The organism is Hymenobacter edaphi (assembly GCF_003258365.1).
In the GTDB taxonomy this organism is placed as follows: Bacteria; Bacteroidota; Bacteroidia; order Cytophagales; family Hymenobacteraceae; genus Solirubrum; species Solirubrum edaphi.
Genome location: NZ_QHKM01000004.1, coordinates 322,425 through 340,310, shown reverse-complemented (window position 1 = coordinate 340,310; position 17,886 = coordinate 322,425). Strand labels below are relative to the sequence as shown.

At 66.5% G+C, this 17,886-nt stretch carries 13 protein-coding genes; 8 read left to right on the top strand and 5 right to left on the bottom strand.

All coding sequences use genetic code 11. The features are described 5' to 3' along the window. A complete protein-coding gene (locus tag DLM85_RS14695; protein ID WP_111478865.1) occupies positions 1-996 on the bottom strand; it encodes a T9SS type A sorting domain-containing protein in 996 nt (331 codons plus the stop codon). 398 nt (positions 997-1,394) lie between these two features. Between DLM85_RS14695 and DLM85_RS14690 the strand changes: the two genes are divergently transcribed. Next, a complete protein-coding gene (locus DLM85_RS14690; RefSeq protein ID WP_111478864.1) occupies positions 1,395-1,643 on the top strand; it encodes a hypothetical protein in 249 nt (82 codons plus the stop codon). Between the two features lie 106 nt (positions 1,644-1,749). Next, a complete protein-coding gene (locus tag DLM85_RS14685; protein WP_207891030.1) occupies positions 1,750-2,820 on the top strand; it encodes a DUF2911 domain-containing protein in 1,071 nt (356 codons plus the stop codon). Between the two features lie 134 nt (positions 2,821-2,954). On the opposite strand, the gene DLM85_RS14680 is transcribed toward DLM85_RS14685, so the two are convergent. The 3 genes from DLM85_RS14680 to DLM85_RS14670 form a co-directional block, all read right to left on the bottom strand. After that, positions 2,955-4,670, bottom strand: coding sequence for a sodium:solute symporter family protein (locus tag DLM85_RS14680; RefSeq protein ID WP_111478863.1), 1,716 nt, complete (start codon positions 4,668-4,670; stop codon positions 2,955-2,957). After that, positions 4,667-4,819 (bottom strand): hypothetical protein, encoded by a 153-nt coding sequence (locus tag DLM85_RS25505; protein ID WP_165822147.1) that lies wholly within the window; start codon positions 4,817-4,819, stop codon positions 4,667-4,669. The genes DLM85_RS14680 and DLM85_RS25505 overlap by 4 nt, the downstream gene beginning before the upstream one ends. A gap of 683 nt (positions 4,820-5,502) precedes the next feature. After that, positions 5,503-8,157 carry a PIG-L family deacetylase gene (locus tag DLM85_RS14670; protein ID WP_111478861.1) on the bottom strand — a complete coding sequence of 885 codons (2,655 nt, stop codon included), beginning with the start codon at positions 8,155-8,157 and terminating at the stop codon, positions 5,503-5,505. 1,043 nt (positions 8,158-9,200) lie between these two features. On the opposite strand from DLM85_RS14670, the gene DLM85_RS14665 reads away from it, so the two are divergent. After that, positions 9,201-10,856: a S8 family serine peptidase gene (locus DLM85_RS14665; RefSeq protein ID WP_111478860.1), complete on the top strand. Its 1,656-nt coding sequence runs from the start codon at positions 9,201-9,203 to the stop codon at positions 10,854-10,856. 222 nt (positions 10,857-11,078) lie between these two features. Next, positions 11,079-14,036 (top strand): sensor histidine kinase, encoded by a 2,958-nt coding sequence (locus DLM85_RS14660; RefSeq protein WP_133257070.1) that lies wholly within the window; start codon positions 11,079-11,081, stop codon positions 14,034-14,036. 12 nt (positions 14,037-14,048) lie between these two features. On the opposite strand, the gene DLM85_RS14655 is transcribed toward DLM85_RS14660, so the two are convergent. Continuing rightward, positions 14,049-14,696, bottom strand: coding sequence for a LuxR C-terminal-related transcriptional regulator (locus DLM85_RS14655; RefSeq protein ID WP_111478858.1), 648 nt, complete (start codon positions 14,694-14,696; stop codon positions 14,049-14,051). A 328-nt stretch (positions 14,697-15,024) separates the two neighbouring features. Here DLM85_RS14655 and DLM85_RS14650 point away from each other — a divergent pair, with 328 nt between their 5' ends. From DLM85_RS14650 to DLM85_RS14635, 4 genes are all read left to right on the top strand, one after another. Next, positions 15,025-15,561: a hypothetical protein gene (locus DLM85_RS14650; RefSeq protein WP_133257069.1), complete on the top strand. Its 537-nt coding sequence runs from the start codon at positions 15,025-15,027 to the stop codon at positions 15,559-15,561. A gap of 31 nt (positions 15,562-15,592) precedes the next feature. Continuing rightward, positions 15,593-16,171, top strand: coding sequence for a hypothetical protein (locus DLM85_RS14645; RefSeq protein WP_111478856.1), 579 nt, complete (start codon positions 15,593-15,595; stop codon positions 16,169-16,171). A 196-nt stretch (positions 16,172-16,367) separates the two neighbouring features. Continuing rightward, on the top strand, positions 16,368-17,060 hold the full coding sequence (locus DLM85_RS14640; protein WP_111478855.1) for a hypothetical protein: 693 nt from the start codon (positions 16,368-16,370) through the stop codon (positions 17,058-17,060). 45 nt (positions 17,061-17,105) lie between these two features. Beyond that, entirely contained in the window at positions 17,106-17,744 is a 639-nt protein-coding gene (locus DLM85_RS14635) for a glycoside hydrolase family 25 protein (protein ID WP_111478854.1), read from the top strand. Positions 17,745-17,886 lie beyond the last annotated feature (142 nt).

The window sequence follows — 17,886 nt, the reverse complement described above, 5'->3', positions numbered from 1 at the left end:
CTACTCCTTCACCACCTTGATGGTCTGGCTGCCGATTTCGTTTTGGTAGCGCACCAGGTACACGCCGGCGGGCAGGGCGGTCAGCGCGAAGCTGGCCTGCTGGTTGTGCACGGGCGCGGCTTGCAGCTCGCGGCCGGTCAGGTCGAGCAAGGTGGCGGTGGCTTGCTTGGCGGCCTTGTCTACGCGCAGGGTAATGGTTTCGCGGGCGGGGTTGGGCACGGCCTGCAGCACCACGCCGGCCTTGGGGGCCCGCGAGGACAGCGGCACGTCGAGTACCGTGGCGGCCAGCACGTTGAGCACGCCCGTGGTGGAGGTTTTGTTGAAGCTGATGCTCTGCACCAGCTTGCTCTGATTGGCGGCCGCGATGGGCAGCGTCATCTGGTAGAGGCGCGGGTTGGTCGTCAGGTTTTCGATGCCGCTGGCGGCCGTGCGCCCCACCCGGCCCAGGCCCATCACGACGGGGTTGGCACCGTCGAACCAGTCGAGCACAGTTTGGGAGGTGAACACCTGCGTGGTGCCGTCGGTAAACGTGACCGTGGGCGTGACGGTGCTCGGCGCGGCCCCGGAGGTAACCAGCACGTAGATGGTGTTGGCGGCGCGGGGGCTGGCAAAAGTGAGCGTCCCCGTGCCGGCAGTGCTGGAGCCGGTCAGCGGAATGCGCAGGTCGTTGTTGCCCGTATACGGCGCCAGCTGGTAGGTCACGCCGGTGGTAACGGCACTGGTAATGACGCCGTTGGCCGGCAACGAGCGCGTCGGCGCCGCTCCCGAGGGGTTTACGAAGTTAGGCGCCATCAGCACAAAGGCGGCGCCGTTGCTGCCGTCGAGGTCGTAGGTGGTGGAAGTGGTAGCGGCACCGCTGCCGTTGGCAATAACGTCCTGATTGAAGCCGGTCAGCGAAATCTGGGTGTAGGTGGCCTGCGCCCGGGCAAGCCCCGGCAACCCTAGACCAGCGACAACCAGCGTGGCGGACAGAAGACGGGTAAAGTTTTTATTCATACAGAGTTGGGTGAAGGGAAAAAGCGATGGGCGAAAAGTAAATAAGCTTATCTATATGTCCGAATGCCCGCAACGCAATTCGCTGTTTTTTTTCAAAGGGCCTTGCTCTTTTGGGGCTCATGCAGCTTTTATCAGTGATAAAAATCTTAACCCCCTTTCAATCCACACCCTGTAAGCTGATAAAGCAGCAATAATCCGTCGCTTACCCCTCACTCAAAGTAGCTGCGCTGCTACTACCCTGATGCCGGTCCTGGTTTGGTCGTGACGGGCACTTGCGCGTCAGCTGCCGGCGGGGTAGTTTGGCACCGGCCGCACCAGCTGGTTGGCCCGGTACCACGCCAACCGCTTTTACCTTGCAGCACCCTTTCAGGAGTAGCTCTTCCGGTCGTCGTTCTGCTATGCAAACCCGCCTGCGCGTCACGTTCAACGAAAACTACCTCGACGTGCCCGCGGTGCAGCAGCTGTTTTACGCCGCCATGGATGCGGCGGCGCACTACAGCCGCGGCTACAGCCCTGCCCGCGGCACGGTCACGTTCACCATTTACGGCGGCTACACGCTGGTGTCGCTGCAGCGCTTCTGGCGCCTGCTGCACCACCACGACTCCTTCGCGCGGCTGCTGGTCGACGGGCGCCCCTACGCTGGCTGACAGCGGCTTGGCCGCCGGCGTGACAATTCCTTTAGCACGGACCGGGTGCCATTGGCCGAAAGCCGTACTTTTACCGGTACGTATCAACTCCACGTACCCTTCTCTCATGTTGCTACAAACCCGGATTTCGCGGCTGGCCGGCTCGGCCGTGGCAGGCGTTCTGCTCTTCACCGCTTCGGCCGTTCAGGCCCAGCTCAATACCCCGGCCGCCAGCCCCAAAAGCACCGTGCAGCAGCGCGTAGGCCTCACCGACGTCACCATTACCTACTCGCGCCCCAGCGCCCGGGGCCGCGCCATCTTCGGCGAACTGGTGCCCTTCGGCAAGCGCTGGCGCACGGGTGCCAACCAAACCACCAGCATCAAGTTTTCGGACGATGTGACGGTGGAGGGCAAGAAGATTCCGGCCGGCGAGTACGGCCTCTATACCATTCCCAACAAGGCGGAGTGGCTGCTGGTGTTCAACAAGAACCTCAAGCAGGGCGCCAACGTGGACGGCTTCAAGGACGACGAGGATGTGGCCCGCGTGAGCATCAAGCCCTACAAGCTCGGCACGAAGGTGGAAACGTTCACCATCAACTTCGCCGATATCACCCCGGCCACGGCCAACGTGGACATGCAGTGGGAGCTGACCGGCGCCAAGTTTAAAATTGCGGCCGACGTGGAGCCCAAGGTCATGGCCCAGATCGACGAGAAAGTGGTGAAAAACGCCGCGCCGGCCGCCAACGACCTGGCCGCCGCCGCCCTCTACTACTACGACAACGGCAAGGACCTGAACCAGGCCCTGACCTGGATGCAGAAGGCCAACGCGACGGAGCCCAAGTTCTGGAACGTGCACACCGAGGCCAAGATCAAGCTGAAGCTGAAAGACTACGCCGGGGCCGAGGCCACCGCGGACCAGTCGCGCAAGCTGGCGCTGGAAGCCAAGAACCTCGACTACGTCAAGCTGAACGAGCTGCTGATGCTGGAGGCGAAGAACGGCGGCGTGGCCCCCGGCAAAGACACGAAAGTGAAGGTGAAGACCGACGACAAGAAAACGGAGGTCAAGGTGAAAGCCGACGATAAAAAGGCCGAGGTCAAAGCCAAAACCGAGGACAAGAAAACGGAGGTGAAGGAAAAGGCGCTCTACAAGCCCAAAGCCGACGCCAAGAAAACGGAGGAGCCGGCGAAGAAAAGCTAAGCTCACCCAGCTCCCGAAACGTCAAACGGCCCGCTACTATCCGGTAGCGGGCCGTTTGACGTTTCGGGAGCTGGGGAGGATATCGGTAATGCTGGCCGGCGGCGACACTGGCCGTCCTTGCGAGCGAAGCGCGGCTAGGCGGGCGCCAGGACGCGCTTGGCGGGTTCGGGCCAGAAGCGTTGGAGCAGCTCGGCCAGGAGCATGACGGCGGCGCAGCCCAGCAGGTTGAACCAGAGGTAGGCAATGTCGGTGAGCCAGAAGCAGAGCACGGTGGCCAGTTGGGTGGCGGCGGCGGCCCAGAACACGGCGCGGCCGTGGACGTGCTTCTGGAAAAAGGCCACGGCGAAAATGCCCAGGATGGTGCCGTAGAACAGGGAGCCGAGGATGTTGACGGCCTGGATGAGGTTTTCCATGCGCGCCGCGAACAGGGCAAAGCCGATGCCGAGCACGCCCCAGCCCACCGTGGCCCAGCGCGACACGCGCACCAGCTCCGCCTCAGTCTGATCCTGACGGCGGGTGAAGGGGCGGTAGAGGTCGATGAGGGTGGTGGAGCCGAGGGAGTTCAGGCCGCCGGCGGCTGAGCCCAGCGCGGCGCTGAGCACCACGGCCACCAGCAGCCCGACGAGGCCCCGGGGCAGGTAGCGCAGCACAAACGAGATGAACACGTAGTCGGTGTCCTTCACGTCGGCGGCGGGGGCGGCTTGCTGGACGAGTTGCTGCCAGTCGGTGCGCAGGCCGGCGGCGGAGGCCTGGGTGAGCTGCAGGCGCTGCTGGGCGGCGGCCTGGGCGGGGGCGTCGTGGGCGTGGCGGGCCTGCACGAAGGCGGCGGCGGCCTCCTGCTGGGCCTGCTGAATGGCCTGGTGCTCGGTTTCGAGGCGGCGGGCATCGGCGGCGCGGGGGCCGTGCATCACCCGCTCGTACACGGGGCGGTTGAAGCTCAGCGGGGCGGGCTGGAAGAGGTAGAACACGAACAGCAGCACGCCGATGAGCAGGATACCGAGCTGCATGGGCACTTTCACCAGGCCGTTCATGAGCAGGCCGAGGCGGCTTTGGGTGACGCTCTGCCCCGAGAGGTAGCGCTGCACCTGGCTTTGGTCGGTGCCGAAGTACGAGAGGGCCAGAAACAGGCCGCCGGTCATGCCGGTCCAGAAGTTGTAGCGGTCGGTCCAGCTGAAATGGAAGTCGACCAGGTTGAGCTTGCCGAGGCGGCCGGCCACGTGCAGGGCATCGGAGAAGCCGACTTCGGCGGGCAGATAATGCACCAGCAGGTAGCCGGCCGTGGCCATGCCGGCGAAGATGACGGCCACCTGCCCCTGCTGCGTGACGGTGACGGCCCGGGTGCCGCCGCTGACGGTGTAGGCAATCATGACGGTACCGAGCAGCAGCACGGTGACGGTGGTGTTCCAGCCCAGAATGGCCGACAGCACCAGCGCGGGGGCGTAGAGCGAGAGGCCGTTGCTGAAGCCGCGCTGCACCAGGAAAAGGCTGGCCGCCAGGGTGCGGGTGCGGCGGTCGAAGCGGCTTTGCAGGTACTCGTAGGCGGTGTAGACGCGCAGGCGGTGGTAGATGGGCACGGCCACGACGGCAATCAGCACCATGGCCAGGGGCAGGCCGAAGTAGAACTGAATGAAGCGCATGCCGTCGGCGTAGGCCTGGCCGGGGGTGCTGAGGAAGGTGACGGCCGAGGCCTGGGTGGCAATGATGCTCAGGCCCACGCCCCACCAGCGCGTCTGGCGGCCGCCGAGCAGGTAGCCGTCGAGGGAGTGGCCGGCGCGACGGGTGCGCCAGGTGCCGTAGCCGATGATGAAGAGCAGGGCGCCGGTGAGCACGGCCCAGTCGAGGGCACTCATGCGGCGAAATAGCGGGTGAAGGCCACCATCAGGGCTATTTCAGCGGCCAATGCGGCCAGCACCAGCGCGTACCAGGCCCGCCAGCTGGGCAGCAGCGGGGGCTGGGCGTCGTCGTGGGCGTCGGCGGGGGCTGGGGCGGGCTGGGGCATGATGGGCGGATCAGGAGCGGGGAAGGGACGCGGGCGGCCGGGCGCAGGTTGCGGCCGGGCAGCTGAGTCAGCCGGCAATATCGTGCCAGATGGTGGGAACGTGCGGTAAGGCGGTAGGGACTGTCGGCGAGATGGTGGGGACTGTCGGTGAGGCGGTGGGGACGTGCGGCGAGGTGGTGGGAGCTATCGGCGAGGCGGTGGGGACGTGCGGCGAGGCGGTGGGAAGGGTCGGCGAGGTGGTGGGCACGTGCGGAATGATGGTGGGAGCTATCGGCGAGGCGGTGGAAGAGCGCGGAAGGGTGGTGGGAGCTATCGGCGAGGTAGTGGGGGCGTGCGGAATGATGGTGGCGGGGAATGTCATTGGGTAGCGACGCCTGGGCCGCGTGGGCGTCAGCAACGACGGTCAACCACCCCAGCCAAGCCTGCGGCTTGGCGTCCCCTCCTCATCTGAGGAGGGGAGCTTGTCGTTCTTCCTTTCGCCCAATTCCCTATCGACTCTTACACGCCTATCCTCTTACACGCCTCCCCTAAGCCGTGTGGACAGTAAGCCAAAAGAACGTCATGCTGAGCTTGTCGAAGCATCTCTACCGCACTTTTCAACGAAGCGGTAGAGATGCTTCGACAGGCTCAGCATGACGGCCTGGGAAGCACAGAACACCATTTTTGGTTACTGTCCACAGATCCTAATTGGCCTTGCCCAGCTCGATCATGTTGGTGATGAGGCGGTAGGCGCCGGGGACGCCGGCGGGCAGCTCGCGGAAGAACGAGAGGCCGGTGTAGATGTAGTGGCCCTTGCCGTACTCAGTGACGAGGATGGCCGATTCCTTTGGCTTCTCGCCGGGGTCCTGGCTGCTGATGACGGTCTGGTATTTCGGGTCCCAGGAGCTGGGGTAGTAGAGGCCCTGTTCCTGCTGCCAGCCTTCGAAGTCCTTGGGGGTAATCTTGTTGGGGGTGCTCATGAGCGGGTGCTGGGGCCGGGTGATGGTGACCGGGGCGTCTTCCACCGTCACGCGGTCAGTCGACAGCTGCAGGGGGTAGGGGCCGATTTCGGGCAGCACGGTGCCGCGGTTGACGGTGTACTGCACCACCAGGTTGCCGCCCTTTTCCACGTATTCGAGCAACTCCTTCTGCTGGTACTTCAGCCGCTCGATGGTGTTGTAGGCGCGCACACCGAGCAGGACGGCGTCAAAGCGCTTAAGCTTGTCGGCGGTGAGGTCCTCGGGCTTGAGCAGGGTGACGCGGTAGCCGAGCTGGCGCAGGGCGTCGGGCACCTCGTCGCCGGCGCCCATGAGGTAGCCGATTTCGTCGCGGCGGCGCTTCACGTCGAGGCGCACGAGCGGGGCGGTGGCTTCGGGGAAGAGCGTCTGGGTTGGAATGTGCGGGTAGCTGATCTGCTGGATGCCGCGGGAGTAGGTTTGGCCGTCGAGGGTGGCCACGGCGCGCAGCTGCCCGCTGCTTTCGGGGCTGTTCTTGACGGGCTGCACCAGGAAGGTGAAGGTGCGCTCCTCGTCCTTGTTGGCAATGTCAAAGGCAATGCTGGCGGGCAGCACCTGCCAGCCGGCGGGCACCTGCAGGGCCACCGAGCCTTTGGCGCCAGCACGGCCGGCCTTAAGGGTGACGGGCACCATCTTGGCCTGCTCGTCGGCGAAGACGTAGGCTTTGCCCAGCACGTTGACGGCCACGGGCGGCACGACGGCCAGGGGCTGGTACAGCTCGCCGAGGGCGGGGTCGGTGCGCTTGTACTGGACGGGAGTCATGACCGTAAGCTCCTCTTGCCCTGCCCCAATTTGAAAGGTTGACTTCAAAACTACTGGCGCAGGACTTTCCGGCAGGCCAACCAACATCTGGCCAGCCAGCAGGGTGTTACCAGTTGCGCCAATATAATGCCTGTAATCAGGGTCGGTGCCGCTCGAAAAGAACCCTTCAGGTATTGTATACATACCTACCGTACCTGGCTCTTCGAGCCAATAAGGTTGCGTGGATGTTCGGGGACTTACACGCATTTTCAAGCGAATTGCAACTAGCTGTTCAGGCTGAAGTTTTTTGTTCAGCAGCGTATCGACATATACCCCATTCACCAATTTCTTTTGCTGCCCTCCCCCGTCCATTTGCATATACTTGAGCTGCACAGGTAATGTATTCGTTCTGGCAATGACTTCGGCAGATATAAAACTCGCTCCCCCTTTTTTCTCAGTAATCGAGGGTTCTAAACTATTAGCCGCTACATGAAGCCCTAAGCAGACAGCTATAAGCTCATCTACAGCCTGTCGTTTCTGGGTTAACCAATCCGTGGCTAACACTCCAACTTTGTAATCATTAGGCGGCTGCATCCGTGCGTCAATAGCTCCCCGCACCTTCAGCAGCCCCGCCACGGAAGCCGCCGGGTTGCTCGGGTCGAACTTGCGGATGACCTCATCGAGCAGCTTGCCGACGGCAGCGCCGCCTTTCACGCGGTTCCAAGTGAGGTCCACGCCTTCGAGCGGGTCTTTGCTGGCTTTTTCGCCTTTCACCAGCTGCAGGTACTCTAGCGCTTCGCCGCGCTGGGCGGCCGAGCCGAAGCCCTGGCTGCGGTGCTGGGAGCGGCTGCGGGCGGCAATTTCGCCGTAGCCCTGGCCGAGCAGGGCGTTGTAGCCGCCGGCGTCGAGCTTGAGGTAGCCGTCCATGCTCTCCCCGGGCTTCACGAAGAAGGAGCCGGTGTTCCAGAATAGCCGCTTGGGCTGCCAGGGCTGCACGTACTGGAGCTGCTCGGGGAATCGTTTCGGGTCGCCGGCGGCGTCGAAGGCTTCGGCGGCGAGGATGGCCGAGGCGGTGTGGTGGCCGTGGCCGGCGCGGGCGTCGGGCGGGAAGCGGGTGATGAGCACGTCGGGGCGGCGCTGGCGAATCACCCAGACCATGTCGGCCAGCACCTGCTCCTTGTTCCAGATTTTGAACGTCTCGTCGGCGGTTTTGGAGAAGCCGAAGTCGTTGGCGCGGCCGAAGAACTGCCGGCCGCCGTCGATGCGGCGGGCGGCCAGCAGCTCCTGGGTGCGGATGACGCCCAGCTGCTCGCGCAGCTCCGGGCCGATGAGGTTCTGGCCGCCGTCGCCGCGGGTGCAGCTGAAGTAGCCGGTTTCCACCAGGCGGCCGTTGGCCATGTAGGCAATCAGGCGGGTGTTTTCGTCGTCGGGGTGGGCGGCGATGTAGAGCACCGAGCCGAGGACGTTGAGCTTTTTGAGGCCCAGCAGGATTTCCGAGGAGCTGTAGGTTTTCGGCGCTTGCGCCGAGGCAGTGAATGCGTGACTGAGTGACTGCGAGAGCAGCAGGGCCGGCAGGGCGGCGCGGAAGAAGCGACGGAGCATTCGGAGTAAACTGGACGTGCGGGGCGTAAAGGTAGACCGGCGGAGGGCGAAGATGTTTTTGGCGCAGATAGATCCGCGCCGCTGGCGCGGGTCTGAAGTCACTGGCGCGAGTCTGAAGCGCGCAGCGCGGGACTCGTGTCGCCCCATGGAGGGGAGTCTGCAGACTCCCGGCACCTGCGCCGCCCGGGCGGCGCACAAAGGAGTGAACCACGATAGGTGGTCGGGAGAAGCTTGGCGGGTGGCGCGGTTCCGCCAGGCCGCGGGCCGCGGGCCGCGAGTCGGAGACTCGCCCTCATCCGTGGGCACGAGTCACGCTGCGCTTAAGACTCGCGCCAGGCGGGCGACTCGCGCCAGGCGGACTCACGCCAGAAGCGGCCGGAGCGGCCTGGTTTCGCTGGTTGGCCCATTCGACCACGCCGGGGCTGGCCAGTGCCAGCACGCCGCCCGCCAGCTTCACGCCAAGCTACTGTTTACCAGCCACTCCGTGTTGCTAAAGCCGTGCATCCAGCCGGTAAATGCCACCGCCCCGAGCAGCGCATACACCTATTGGGCCGCCCGCGTACGTAGCGGCGGTGGGCCGGCAGGGAGCTGAGCAAAGCCTGCAGCAGCGCCAGCGCCCCGAAGCTTAGCAGGCACAGGTAAAAGAATATCACCGCTTCAAATACCCGCCCCGAGGCATCGGCCAGGGCAGTAAAACCGGGGGGCGATAACGCCGGAGGAGTGGCGGTCGGGGTGTTGTCGACGGGTGCCTGGGCCTACCACCATCCTACCCCTTCCAGTACGACCAGCTCCACCAGCAACGGCAGCACCAGCCGCCACCCAATACCGGGCAGGGAGTGGGCCCATTCAGCTTGCTTTGCTGCCGGCGGAGCCATGTTAGTCAGGGGTTGCGGGAACGAGTCACACGGCAATATCGGTTAACGGCCATAGACAGAAAACCCGCCCCAGCCGCAACGCCCGCCGCCCGGCTGGTGTCCGTAGCCTATCTTCCGGCCCGCAATTTGTCATTGCCGCCGCCATTTACCCCTGATTTCCCCTTGCCCATGCGCAATTCCTTTCGTCCCTGGCTGACCGTACTCGGCGTGGCTTTGCTGCCCGCCGCCGCCTTCGCGCAGAGCGCCGCCCCGGCCGCCGCGCCCCAGTGGACGCTGCTCGACCCCAAAGCCAACAACGTGATGGGCATCAGTGCCGACCGCGCCTACGCCGAGCTGCTGAAAGGCCGCACTGCCTCGCCGGTGGTGGTGGCCGTCATCGACTCGGGCGTCGACACGGCCCACGTCGACCTGAAGCGCGTGCTCTGGCACAACCCCCGCGAAATTGCCGGCAACGGCAAGGACGACGACAACAACGGCTACGTCGACGACGTGTACGGCTGGAACTTCCTCGGCGGCAAGGACGGCCGCAACGTGGGCACCGACACCTACGAGGAGACGCGCCTGGTGGCCCGCCTGAAGCCGCTCTACGAGGGCAAGACGCGCGCCGCGCTGCCCAAGGACAAGCAGGCCGAATACGACCTGTACCAGCGCGTGAAAAAGGACTACGACAAGAAGCTCAAGGAAGACACCGAAAGCGCGGAGCAGTACGGCCCGATGAGCGAAACCATCGGCAAGAACGTGGACATCGTGAAGCAGGTGCTGGGCGTGCAGCGGCTGGATACGGCCGTGCTGCGCAACCCGCCCACCCAGGATGCCCGCCTGAAAACGGTGGCCGCGCAGTGGTACCAGAGCCTGGTGGCCACCGGCGCGCCCGACATGGAGTCGGTGGTGACGCAGATGCAGGAGGCGGCCGTGTCGGCGCGGAAGCGCGTGGAGTACTCGCTGAACCTGAGCTATAACCCGCGGGCCGACATCGTGCAGGACGACGAAACGAAGGTGGACCAGCGCGGCTACGGCAACCCCGACGTGATGGGCCCCGACCCCATGCACGGCACCCACGTGTCGGGCATCATCGCCGCCGACCGCCGCAACAACGAGGGCGTGCTGGGCGTGGCCGACGCGCCGGTGCGCGTCATGGCCCTCCGGGCCGTGCCCGACGGCGACGAGCACGACAAGGACGTGGCCAACGCCATCCGCTACGCCGTCGACAACGGCGCGACGGTTATCAACATGAGCTTCGGGAAGTACTACTCGCCCCAGCGCAAGGCCGTGGAGGACGCCATCCGCTACGCCGGCCAGAAGGGCGTGCTGCTGGTGCACGCGGCCGGCAACGAGTCGAACAACATCGACGTGATTGACCACTTCCCGGCCGCCATTGCCGAGGGCGCCAAAGCCACCTACCCCAACGTGCTGACGGTGGGCGCCAGCAGCAGCAAGAACGACGCGCAGCTGGCCGCCGACTTCTCCAACTACGGCAAGCGCGTCGACGTTTTTGCCCCGGGCGTGGCCATCTACAACACCCTGCCCGGCAGCAAATACGGCAACGAGAGTGGCACCAGCATGGCCGCCCCCACGGTGGCCGGCGTGGCCGCGGTGCTCAAGTCCTACTTCCCGCAGCTGCAGGCCGCCGAGCTGAAGCGCATCATCATGCAGTCGGCCGAGCCGGTGCACACGCAGGTCGTCAAGCCCGGCGAGGAAAAGAAAAAGGTGGACTTCACCACGCTTTCAAACACCGGCGGGGTGGTCAACCTCTACCGCGCCGTGCAGCTGGCCCAGCAGGCCACGGCCTCGGCCAGCGGCGGCACCTCGGCCGGCGGCAAGTAAGCCAGTCCCGGTTTTGTGCTATTGCAGCCACCAGCGCCCCGCGTTGGTGGCTGTTTTGCGTAAGCCCCGGCCCGCGCGCCGGCCGCCCACCAATGCGGCCAGACCGGCGCGTGAGGGCCCAGATTAACATTGCGTTATCGGCCCCGGCCGGCCCATTTCCTAACGGCCGAGCTGTACCTTGGAGCGATGAATACCCGGGGCTTATGGTTGGGGTTATTGGCGGTGCTGCTCGCCTTGCGCGCCGCGGCGGCGCCGGCGCCGGGCGGCTGGCAGCCCGACGCGGCGCTCAGCAAGCTGATGCTGCGCACCCTGGTTACCACGCCCGAGGGCCTGATGTGGGTGGGCACCGACGACGGCGTGTACCGCTACGACGGCACCGAGCTGGTCCCCCTCAACGCCCTGCGCCGGGCCGGGCCGGCCCTGCCGCCGGTGCCCTGCAACCAGCTGCTGCCCCTGCCCGACGGCAGCCTTTGGGTGGGCACCGAATCGGGGCTGTACCGCTTCGGCCCCGACGGCGGGCTGCGGGCGCTGCCGCTGCCCGCCCCCGACCAGCCCAGCCGCTACATTGCCGGAGTGCAGCTGGCCGCCGACGGCCGGCACGTGTGGGTGTACCAGCGCGAAGTGGGGCTGCGCCGGTATTCGCCGCAGGGACGGCCCGCCGGGCCGCTGCTGCCCTACACCGCCGAAGTCACCGACTGGTTTGCCGCCCCCGACGGCACCCACTGGATGGTGAGCGAAACCCACACCAGCCAGCTCGACTCCACCGGCCGGCTGCGGCGCAACTGGTACCCGAACCCGGCGGAACCCTTGTTTCCGGTGTACGACCCGCGCGGCCGGATCTGGCTGCTCAGCCGGCACGCGGCCTACCGGCTGGACGCCCGCAACCAGCTGCACGAGGCGCTGCGCTGGGCCCCGACTAGCCAGCAGAGCGCCAGCGACCTGCTGCGCAACACCCCCACCGGACCCGTATTGCTGCGCCCTGGCCAGCTGCTGCAGCTTAGCTGGACGGCCGGGCCCGCCCCCCAGCCCCGCCTGCTGTTCAGCCTGGCGCTGCCCGACTGGTCGACCGGGGCCTGGAACGGCCGGCTGCGCGCCGACAACGCCGGGCGCTGGTGGGTGTTCGACTCGGGCACCCGCGGCTGCTGGTTTCGCACCGCCGCGCCCGCCTTCATTCAGCCCCTGCCCGGCCCCGACGGCCAGCCTTACAGCGTGCGCGCCAGCGTGCGGCTGCCCGACGGCCGCCTGCTGGTCAGCAGCTACCAGAAGGGCCTGCTCACCCAGGCCCCCGACTCGCCCCTGGCCCCGCTGCGCCGCTGGCCCGCCGCCGCGCTGCCGGCCGGCAATGCGCCGGTGCTCATGGGCGTGGTGCCCGCGCCCCTCGGGCCCGGCGGCGACTGGCTGGCGGTGGGCGTCTTTCCCTTTCTGCATTTCAACCCGCACTCCGGCCGCATCAACAAGCTCCCCGTCACCGACCAGAGTGCCAATAACGCCGGCATCCTAAGCCTGGCCCGCGACCCGGCCAGCGGGCGGGTGTGGGGCGGCACCCGCGCCGGCCTGTACTGGTACGACGCCGCCGCTGCCACCTACCGCCCCTTCACGCCGGCGGGCGCGCCGGCGCCGCTGGCGGGCCGCTCCATCGAAGACGTGTGCCCCGACGGGCGCGGGCACCTGTGGCTGGCCACGCCCGAGGGCGTGGAACGGCTCACCCTGGCCACCGGCTCCCGCACCAGCTACGGCCCCGGCGCCCCGGCCGGCCGGCGGGCCCCGGTCGACGGCGCGCGCTGCCTGTACCTGGCGCCCGACGGCCGGCTGTGGGTGGGCACCCGCGCCCACGGGCTGGCCGTCATCGAGCCCGACGGGCGGGCGCACCCGGCCCTGACGCTGGGCCAGGGCCTGCCCAACGCATCGGTGGCCACCATCACGCCCAGCCCGGGCGGCTACCTGTGGCTGGGCACCTACCAGGGCCTGGTGCGCTACCACCCGGGCAGCGGGCGGCTGGCCATCTTCACCACGGCCCACGGCCTGGCCTCCGACGAGTGCAACGCCCGCGCCGCCTACATCGACCCGGCCGATGGCTCGCTGCTGATCGGGGGCGTGGCCGGCCTGCACCGCATCTGGCCCGACCGCGCCCCGGCTCCGGCGGCGGCGCGTCCGCACCTGCTGCTGACGCGCCTGACCACCTTCGGCACTGCCGCCAACCACACCCGCTACCTGCTGCCCCCCGACGCGCGACCAGCCCTGCACCTGGCCCCCGACGCGCCGCTCGTCGACCTGCACCTGGCCCTGACCCACGACGCGGACCCCGCCCGGGCCCGCTACGCCTACCGGGTGCGCGGCTGGCTCGGCAACCGGTGGCTGGGCCTGGGCACGACACCGCAGCTGCGCCTGCAGGGGCTGCCGCCGGGCCGCTACACCGTGGACATTCGGGCCGAAACCAGCCAGGGCGTGCCGGCCACCAACCAGCTGAGCCTGCCGCTGACGGTGACGGCCGCCTGGTGGAACCGCCCGCTGACCTGGGTGCTGGCCGGCCTGGCCGCCGTGGCCGCGGTGTACCTCTGGCAGCGCGGCCGCCTGCTGCGCCTGCGCCGCGAAAACGAGCTGCGCGCCCGCCTCGCCGCCGATTTGCACGATGAAGTGGGCGCCCTGCTCACCCGCGTGACCATGCAGGCCGAGCTGCTGCGCGAGCTGGAACTGGCCCCCACCCCGCAGCTGGAAGCCCTGGTCGACGACAGCCGGGCGGCGGCCAGCACCGTACGCGACATCATCTGGAGCGTCGATGCCGGGGCCGATACCCTGGCGGCCCTGGTCGACCGGGTGCAGGACCACCTCGACGCCACGGCCCGGGCTACCGGCCGGGCGCTGTCGCTGGACGACACGGCCCTGCCGCCCACGCTCGACCGGCCGCTGCCGCCGGCGGTGCGCCAGCACGTGTACCTGGTGTTCAAGGAAGCCCTGACCAACGCGCTGAAGTACAGCCAGCCGGGCACGTCCATCGCCGTGGGCCTGAGCGGCGGCGCGCAGCTGGAGCTGACCGTCAGCAGCCAGGGGGCGCCGGCCGCCACGTCGCGGGCGGGCCAGGGGCTGCGCAACATGCGCCACCGGGCCGCGCTGCTGCGGGCGGCACTGGAAGCCGGGCCGGCCCCGGGCGGCTGGAGGGTGCGCCTGCGGGTGCCGCTGTAGCCGCGGGGGCGCTTACAGGTCGCCTTTGGCGGCGCGGCTCAGCAGTTCGGCCCGTGAGTTCACGCGCAGCTTGTCGTAGAGGCGCTTGACGTAGGTGTGTACCGTGTCGGGCGAGAGGGTGAGGCGGGCGGCCACCTGCTTTTCGCTCAGGCCATCGAGCAGGGCCTGCAGCACCTGCTGCTCGCGGGCCGAGAGCAGGGCGGGCTGCTGGCTGGGGGCGGGCTGAAAGTGCTGCAGGGCCTTGCGGGCCACCGAAGGCGAGAGGGCCGCCCCGCCCTGCAGCACGTCGAGCAGGGCCTGCTTGTACTGGGGCAGGCTGGTGGCGTTTTTGATGACGTAGCCCGTGGCCCCGGCCCGCAGCGCCTGGTAAATGCGGTCGGCGTCGTCGTGCATGGTCTGCAGCACCACATCGGCTTCGGGCAGGCGCTTTTTCAGCATGGGCAAGGCCTGGATGCCGCTTTGGCCGGGCAGGCTTACGTCGAGCAAAATGACGCGCGGGGGCAGGCCCAGGGCCAGTTCTTCCCAGAATTCCTCCATCGAGCCCACCACGATGGTGCAGCTAAACTCGGGCTGGCGGCTCAGGTACGTGCGCAGCAACTCGCGCACGCGGGCGTCGTCTTCGACAATGGCCAGGGCGACGGGAAAAGTGGGGAAAGTCATAAACGATGACAAAGGTGCAACTCGACACACCGGCAGCCGCACGGGCGCTGTACCCGGTTCAGGGGACACGGGCCAGCCCCCGTAGAAATACCTGCCCTACCCCGCAAAATTACTCTCCCCTAAACAGGGTACAATTTTTATTTAGCTAATCACCCACGGCGCAGCACCTTTGATCCACCAAGCAGCTGGCCACGGAGCGCGCCCGTAGCCGCCTGGTTGCCCTTCCGCTAATTCCTATTGCAAGGAACACACCGACGACCTTCAACGCAGGTGGCCGCCGCCGAAAAGCCCACAGAGTAGGCACCGTGAAGATTTAAATAGCCCGTACATGAGTTTGCAATTTGACCTGGGAAAGTTTCAGAAGCTGTTCCCCAATGCCCAGGTAAGCTCCAACAAGGTGGAGTACACCATCCAGGATTCGGATTACCGCGTGTACAACCCCACCTGGAACGGCAACAAGACTGAGCTGTCGATGCAAATCGACCACATCCGCAACAACGCCACCGACGACCACGCCAACCTGGTCCTGACCTTCAACCCCGACGGCACCCTGCAGCAGGTGGCCGGCGACTGGGAGGCCGGCGGCGACGGGTTTAAGATTCCGCCGGTGGTGGTGCTGGCCGTGGATAGCGCCGCCGCCGTCATCGTAGCGGGTGCCGCGGTGGCCGCCCCCGAAACGGCGGGCCTCTCGGCCGCGGTGGGCCTGGTCGTTACGGCCGCCGCCGTGGCCTTCGACGTGTACAGCGCGCTCTTCAACTACATCAGCCCCAAGCTGATCAAGCTCAGCGACGACGGCGGCCGCCTCTACACTACGGCCGTGGTGTGCCACGCCGTCAACCGGGCCTGCAGCTGCGTGTCGGCCTAATCATTCCCCACCGTATTATCCTGACAACCCGATGAGTACCATTACCCTCGACTACAATTACTTCCCCCTGATGCTGGAATCGGGGAAAGACCTGAACATCCCGGACTTCAAAACCAGCGACAACGGCAAAGACGCCTGGGAGTACTACGGCAACTTCAAATCCAGCAACTACGACAAGGTGGTGAGCTTCCAGTACCAGAACCAGGTGCCCGGCGACGACGACCCGCTCAACTACCGCGTGTGGTACATGGAAACCTCGGTGGTGGGCGACAACCTGGGCCTGATCGTGTCGTGCAAAATCGACTACGACCGGGGCAACCGCGACGACCACCTTACCCTGATCTGCGGCTTCGACGCGACCGGCAAGCTGGTGCTGGCGCAGGCCGCGGCCCAATTTCACGGCGCCGACGACAAGAACTTCAAGATCAGCCCCGTCATTGCCAACACCGACGGCGTGGGCAACGACGTGAGCGAGGGCCTGTACAACGCCATGCGCGACGTGCAGAAGAAGGTGGACTACGGCGACGACCGCGACAACGCCGGCCGCAAGGGCTTCGCCTACGTGGCCATGATGATCAGCCAGTGCTTTATCAAGTCGGTGCGGGCCTAGCTGCCTGGTGCCGGTAGCCCGGCCCGCCCCCGCCTGGTAGCGGGGGCGGGCCAAGGGTGCGGCGCCCGCCGCCCACTACGCTTAGGAACACACCGACGACCTTCAACGCAGGTGGCCGCCGCCGGCGAGTATTACGAGCTACTGCTACACCCCCGGCAACCTGCTCTCCTACCAGGAAGAATTCATCAATCACCGGATGCGCAAGCTGTTTTACAGCCCGGGCACGGTGCATAGCGACTTCACGTTCAACGGCGTGAACTACAGCCAGGTGTACGGCACGGCCAACGGCAGCTCAACCGCCAGCTACCAGGAAAATTACGTGCACGAAGTGGTCAGCCGCTTTGGCTCCAACTGCTTCGGTCCCGATGGCAACCTGCCCTACCTGGAGTTTGCCTTTTCCGAAACGGGCATTCAGCGCAGCTCCTTTCAGGCGACATCGGCCTTTACCGTCGGCGGGTCGGCGTTTATCAGCAGCCGCGACTACGTGGGCGTGGCCTGGGGGCTGGAAACCAAGGTACAGGCGGGGCTGGGCGTGCTCAACCTGGAGGTGCCGATGGGCAGCGACGAGGGCTTCGCGATGGTGGGCACCGACTGGTCGACGGAGCTGGCGGCCAGCGGCACCGGCTCCAGCGAGTGGGGCATCAACCTGGGCGAGTACCTGAACCCGCTGGGCCCCGGCGAGGCCTACGCGGTGCGGCTGTACCTGCTCAAGCCCAGCCCGCTCTGGGCCCGCGAGCTGAAAAACTTCGGCCGGCTGCCGGCGGGCGCTGCCGTCGACACCACCAACAGCGCCCCCATCCGCATTCTGTTCACGGTGCCTTACATCTCGGCCCCGCTGAAAGCCCGGCTCGAAGCGCTTTTTCCCGGCTCGGCCGACCTTACCAGCTAGCCCGGCCGCGACGGTTCTTGTTCCTTACTTCTCATCGTTTGATTTATGCTCAACGCCGTCGTCGACGTCTCGCACTGGCAGGACAACATCAACTTCAACACCGTGGCCGCGCAGGGCATCGTAGGTATGTTTCACAAGGCTACCCAGGACACGCAGAGCGTGGACGCGCGCTATTCCAGCCGCAAGCCGCTGGCCCAGTCGGTCGGGCTGCTGTGGGGCGCTTACCACTTCGGCACCAACGCCGACGGCGTCGCCCAGGCCAAGCACTTTCTGGCCGTGACGGCGCCCGCAGCCACTGATTTGCTGGTGCTCGACTTCGAGGACAACAGCAGCGGCAGCGGTGGGTGCATGACGGTGAAGCAGGCCGAGGACTTCGTGCAGTACGTGCACCAGCAAACCGGCCGCTACCCCGGCCTGTACTCCACCGACAGCTACCTGACCCAGCTCCAGGCCGACAAAAGCGCCATTCTGACCCAGTGCTGGCTGTGGGTGGCCCGCTACGCCGACGTGCCCTACCCCACGCACCCGGCCGCCTGGCATACCTGGACCATGTGGCAGTACACCGACGGCGTGAACGGCCCCGCTCCGCACAGCGTGGACGGCATCGGGCCCTGCGACCGGGACCAGTTCAACGGCTCCCTGGACGGGCTGCGCCGGCTCTGGAACTGCCCGGTGCCGGTGTAGCCCGGCCGGGCCGCCGGGTCTGCTCCGCTTAGGAAAGTCCCTTGTCACCTGATTAGGGTACAAAGTGCTTTATCCTTCCGGCGGGGGTAAGCGGCTAGATTTGGGGCCAGATTCGACGCGCTACACGCCTATGACCAACATG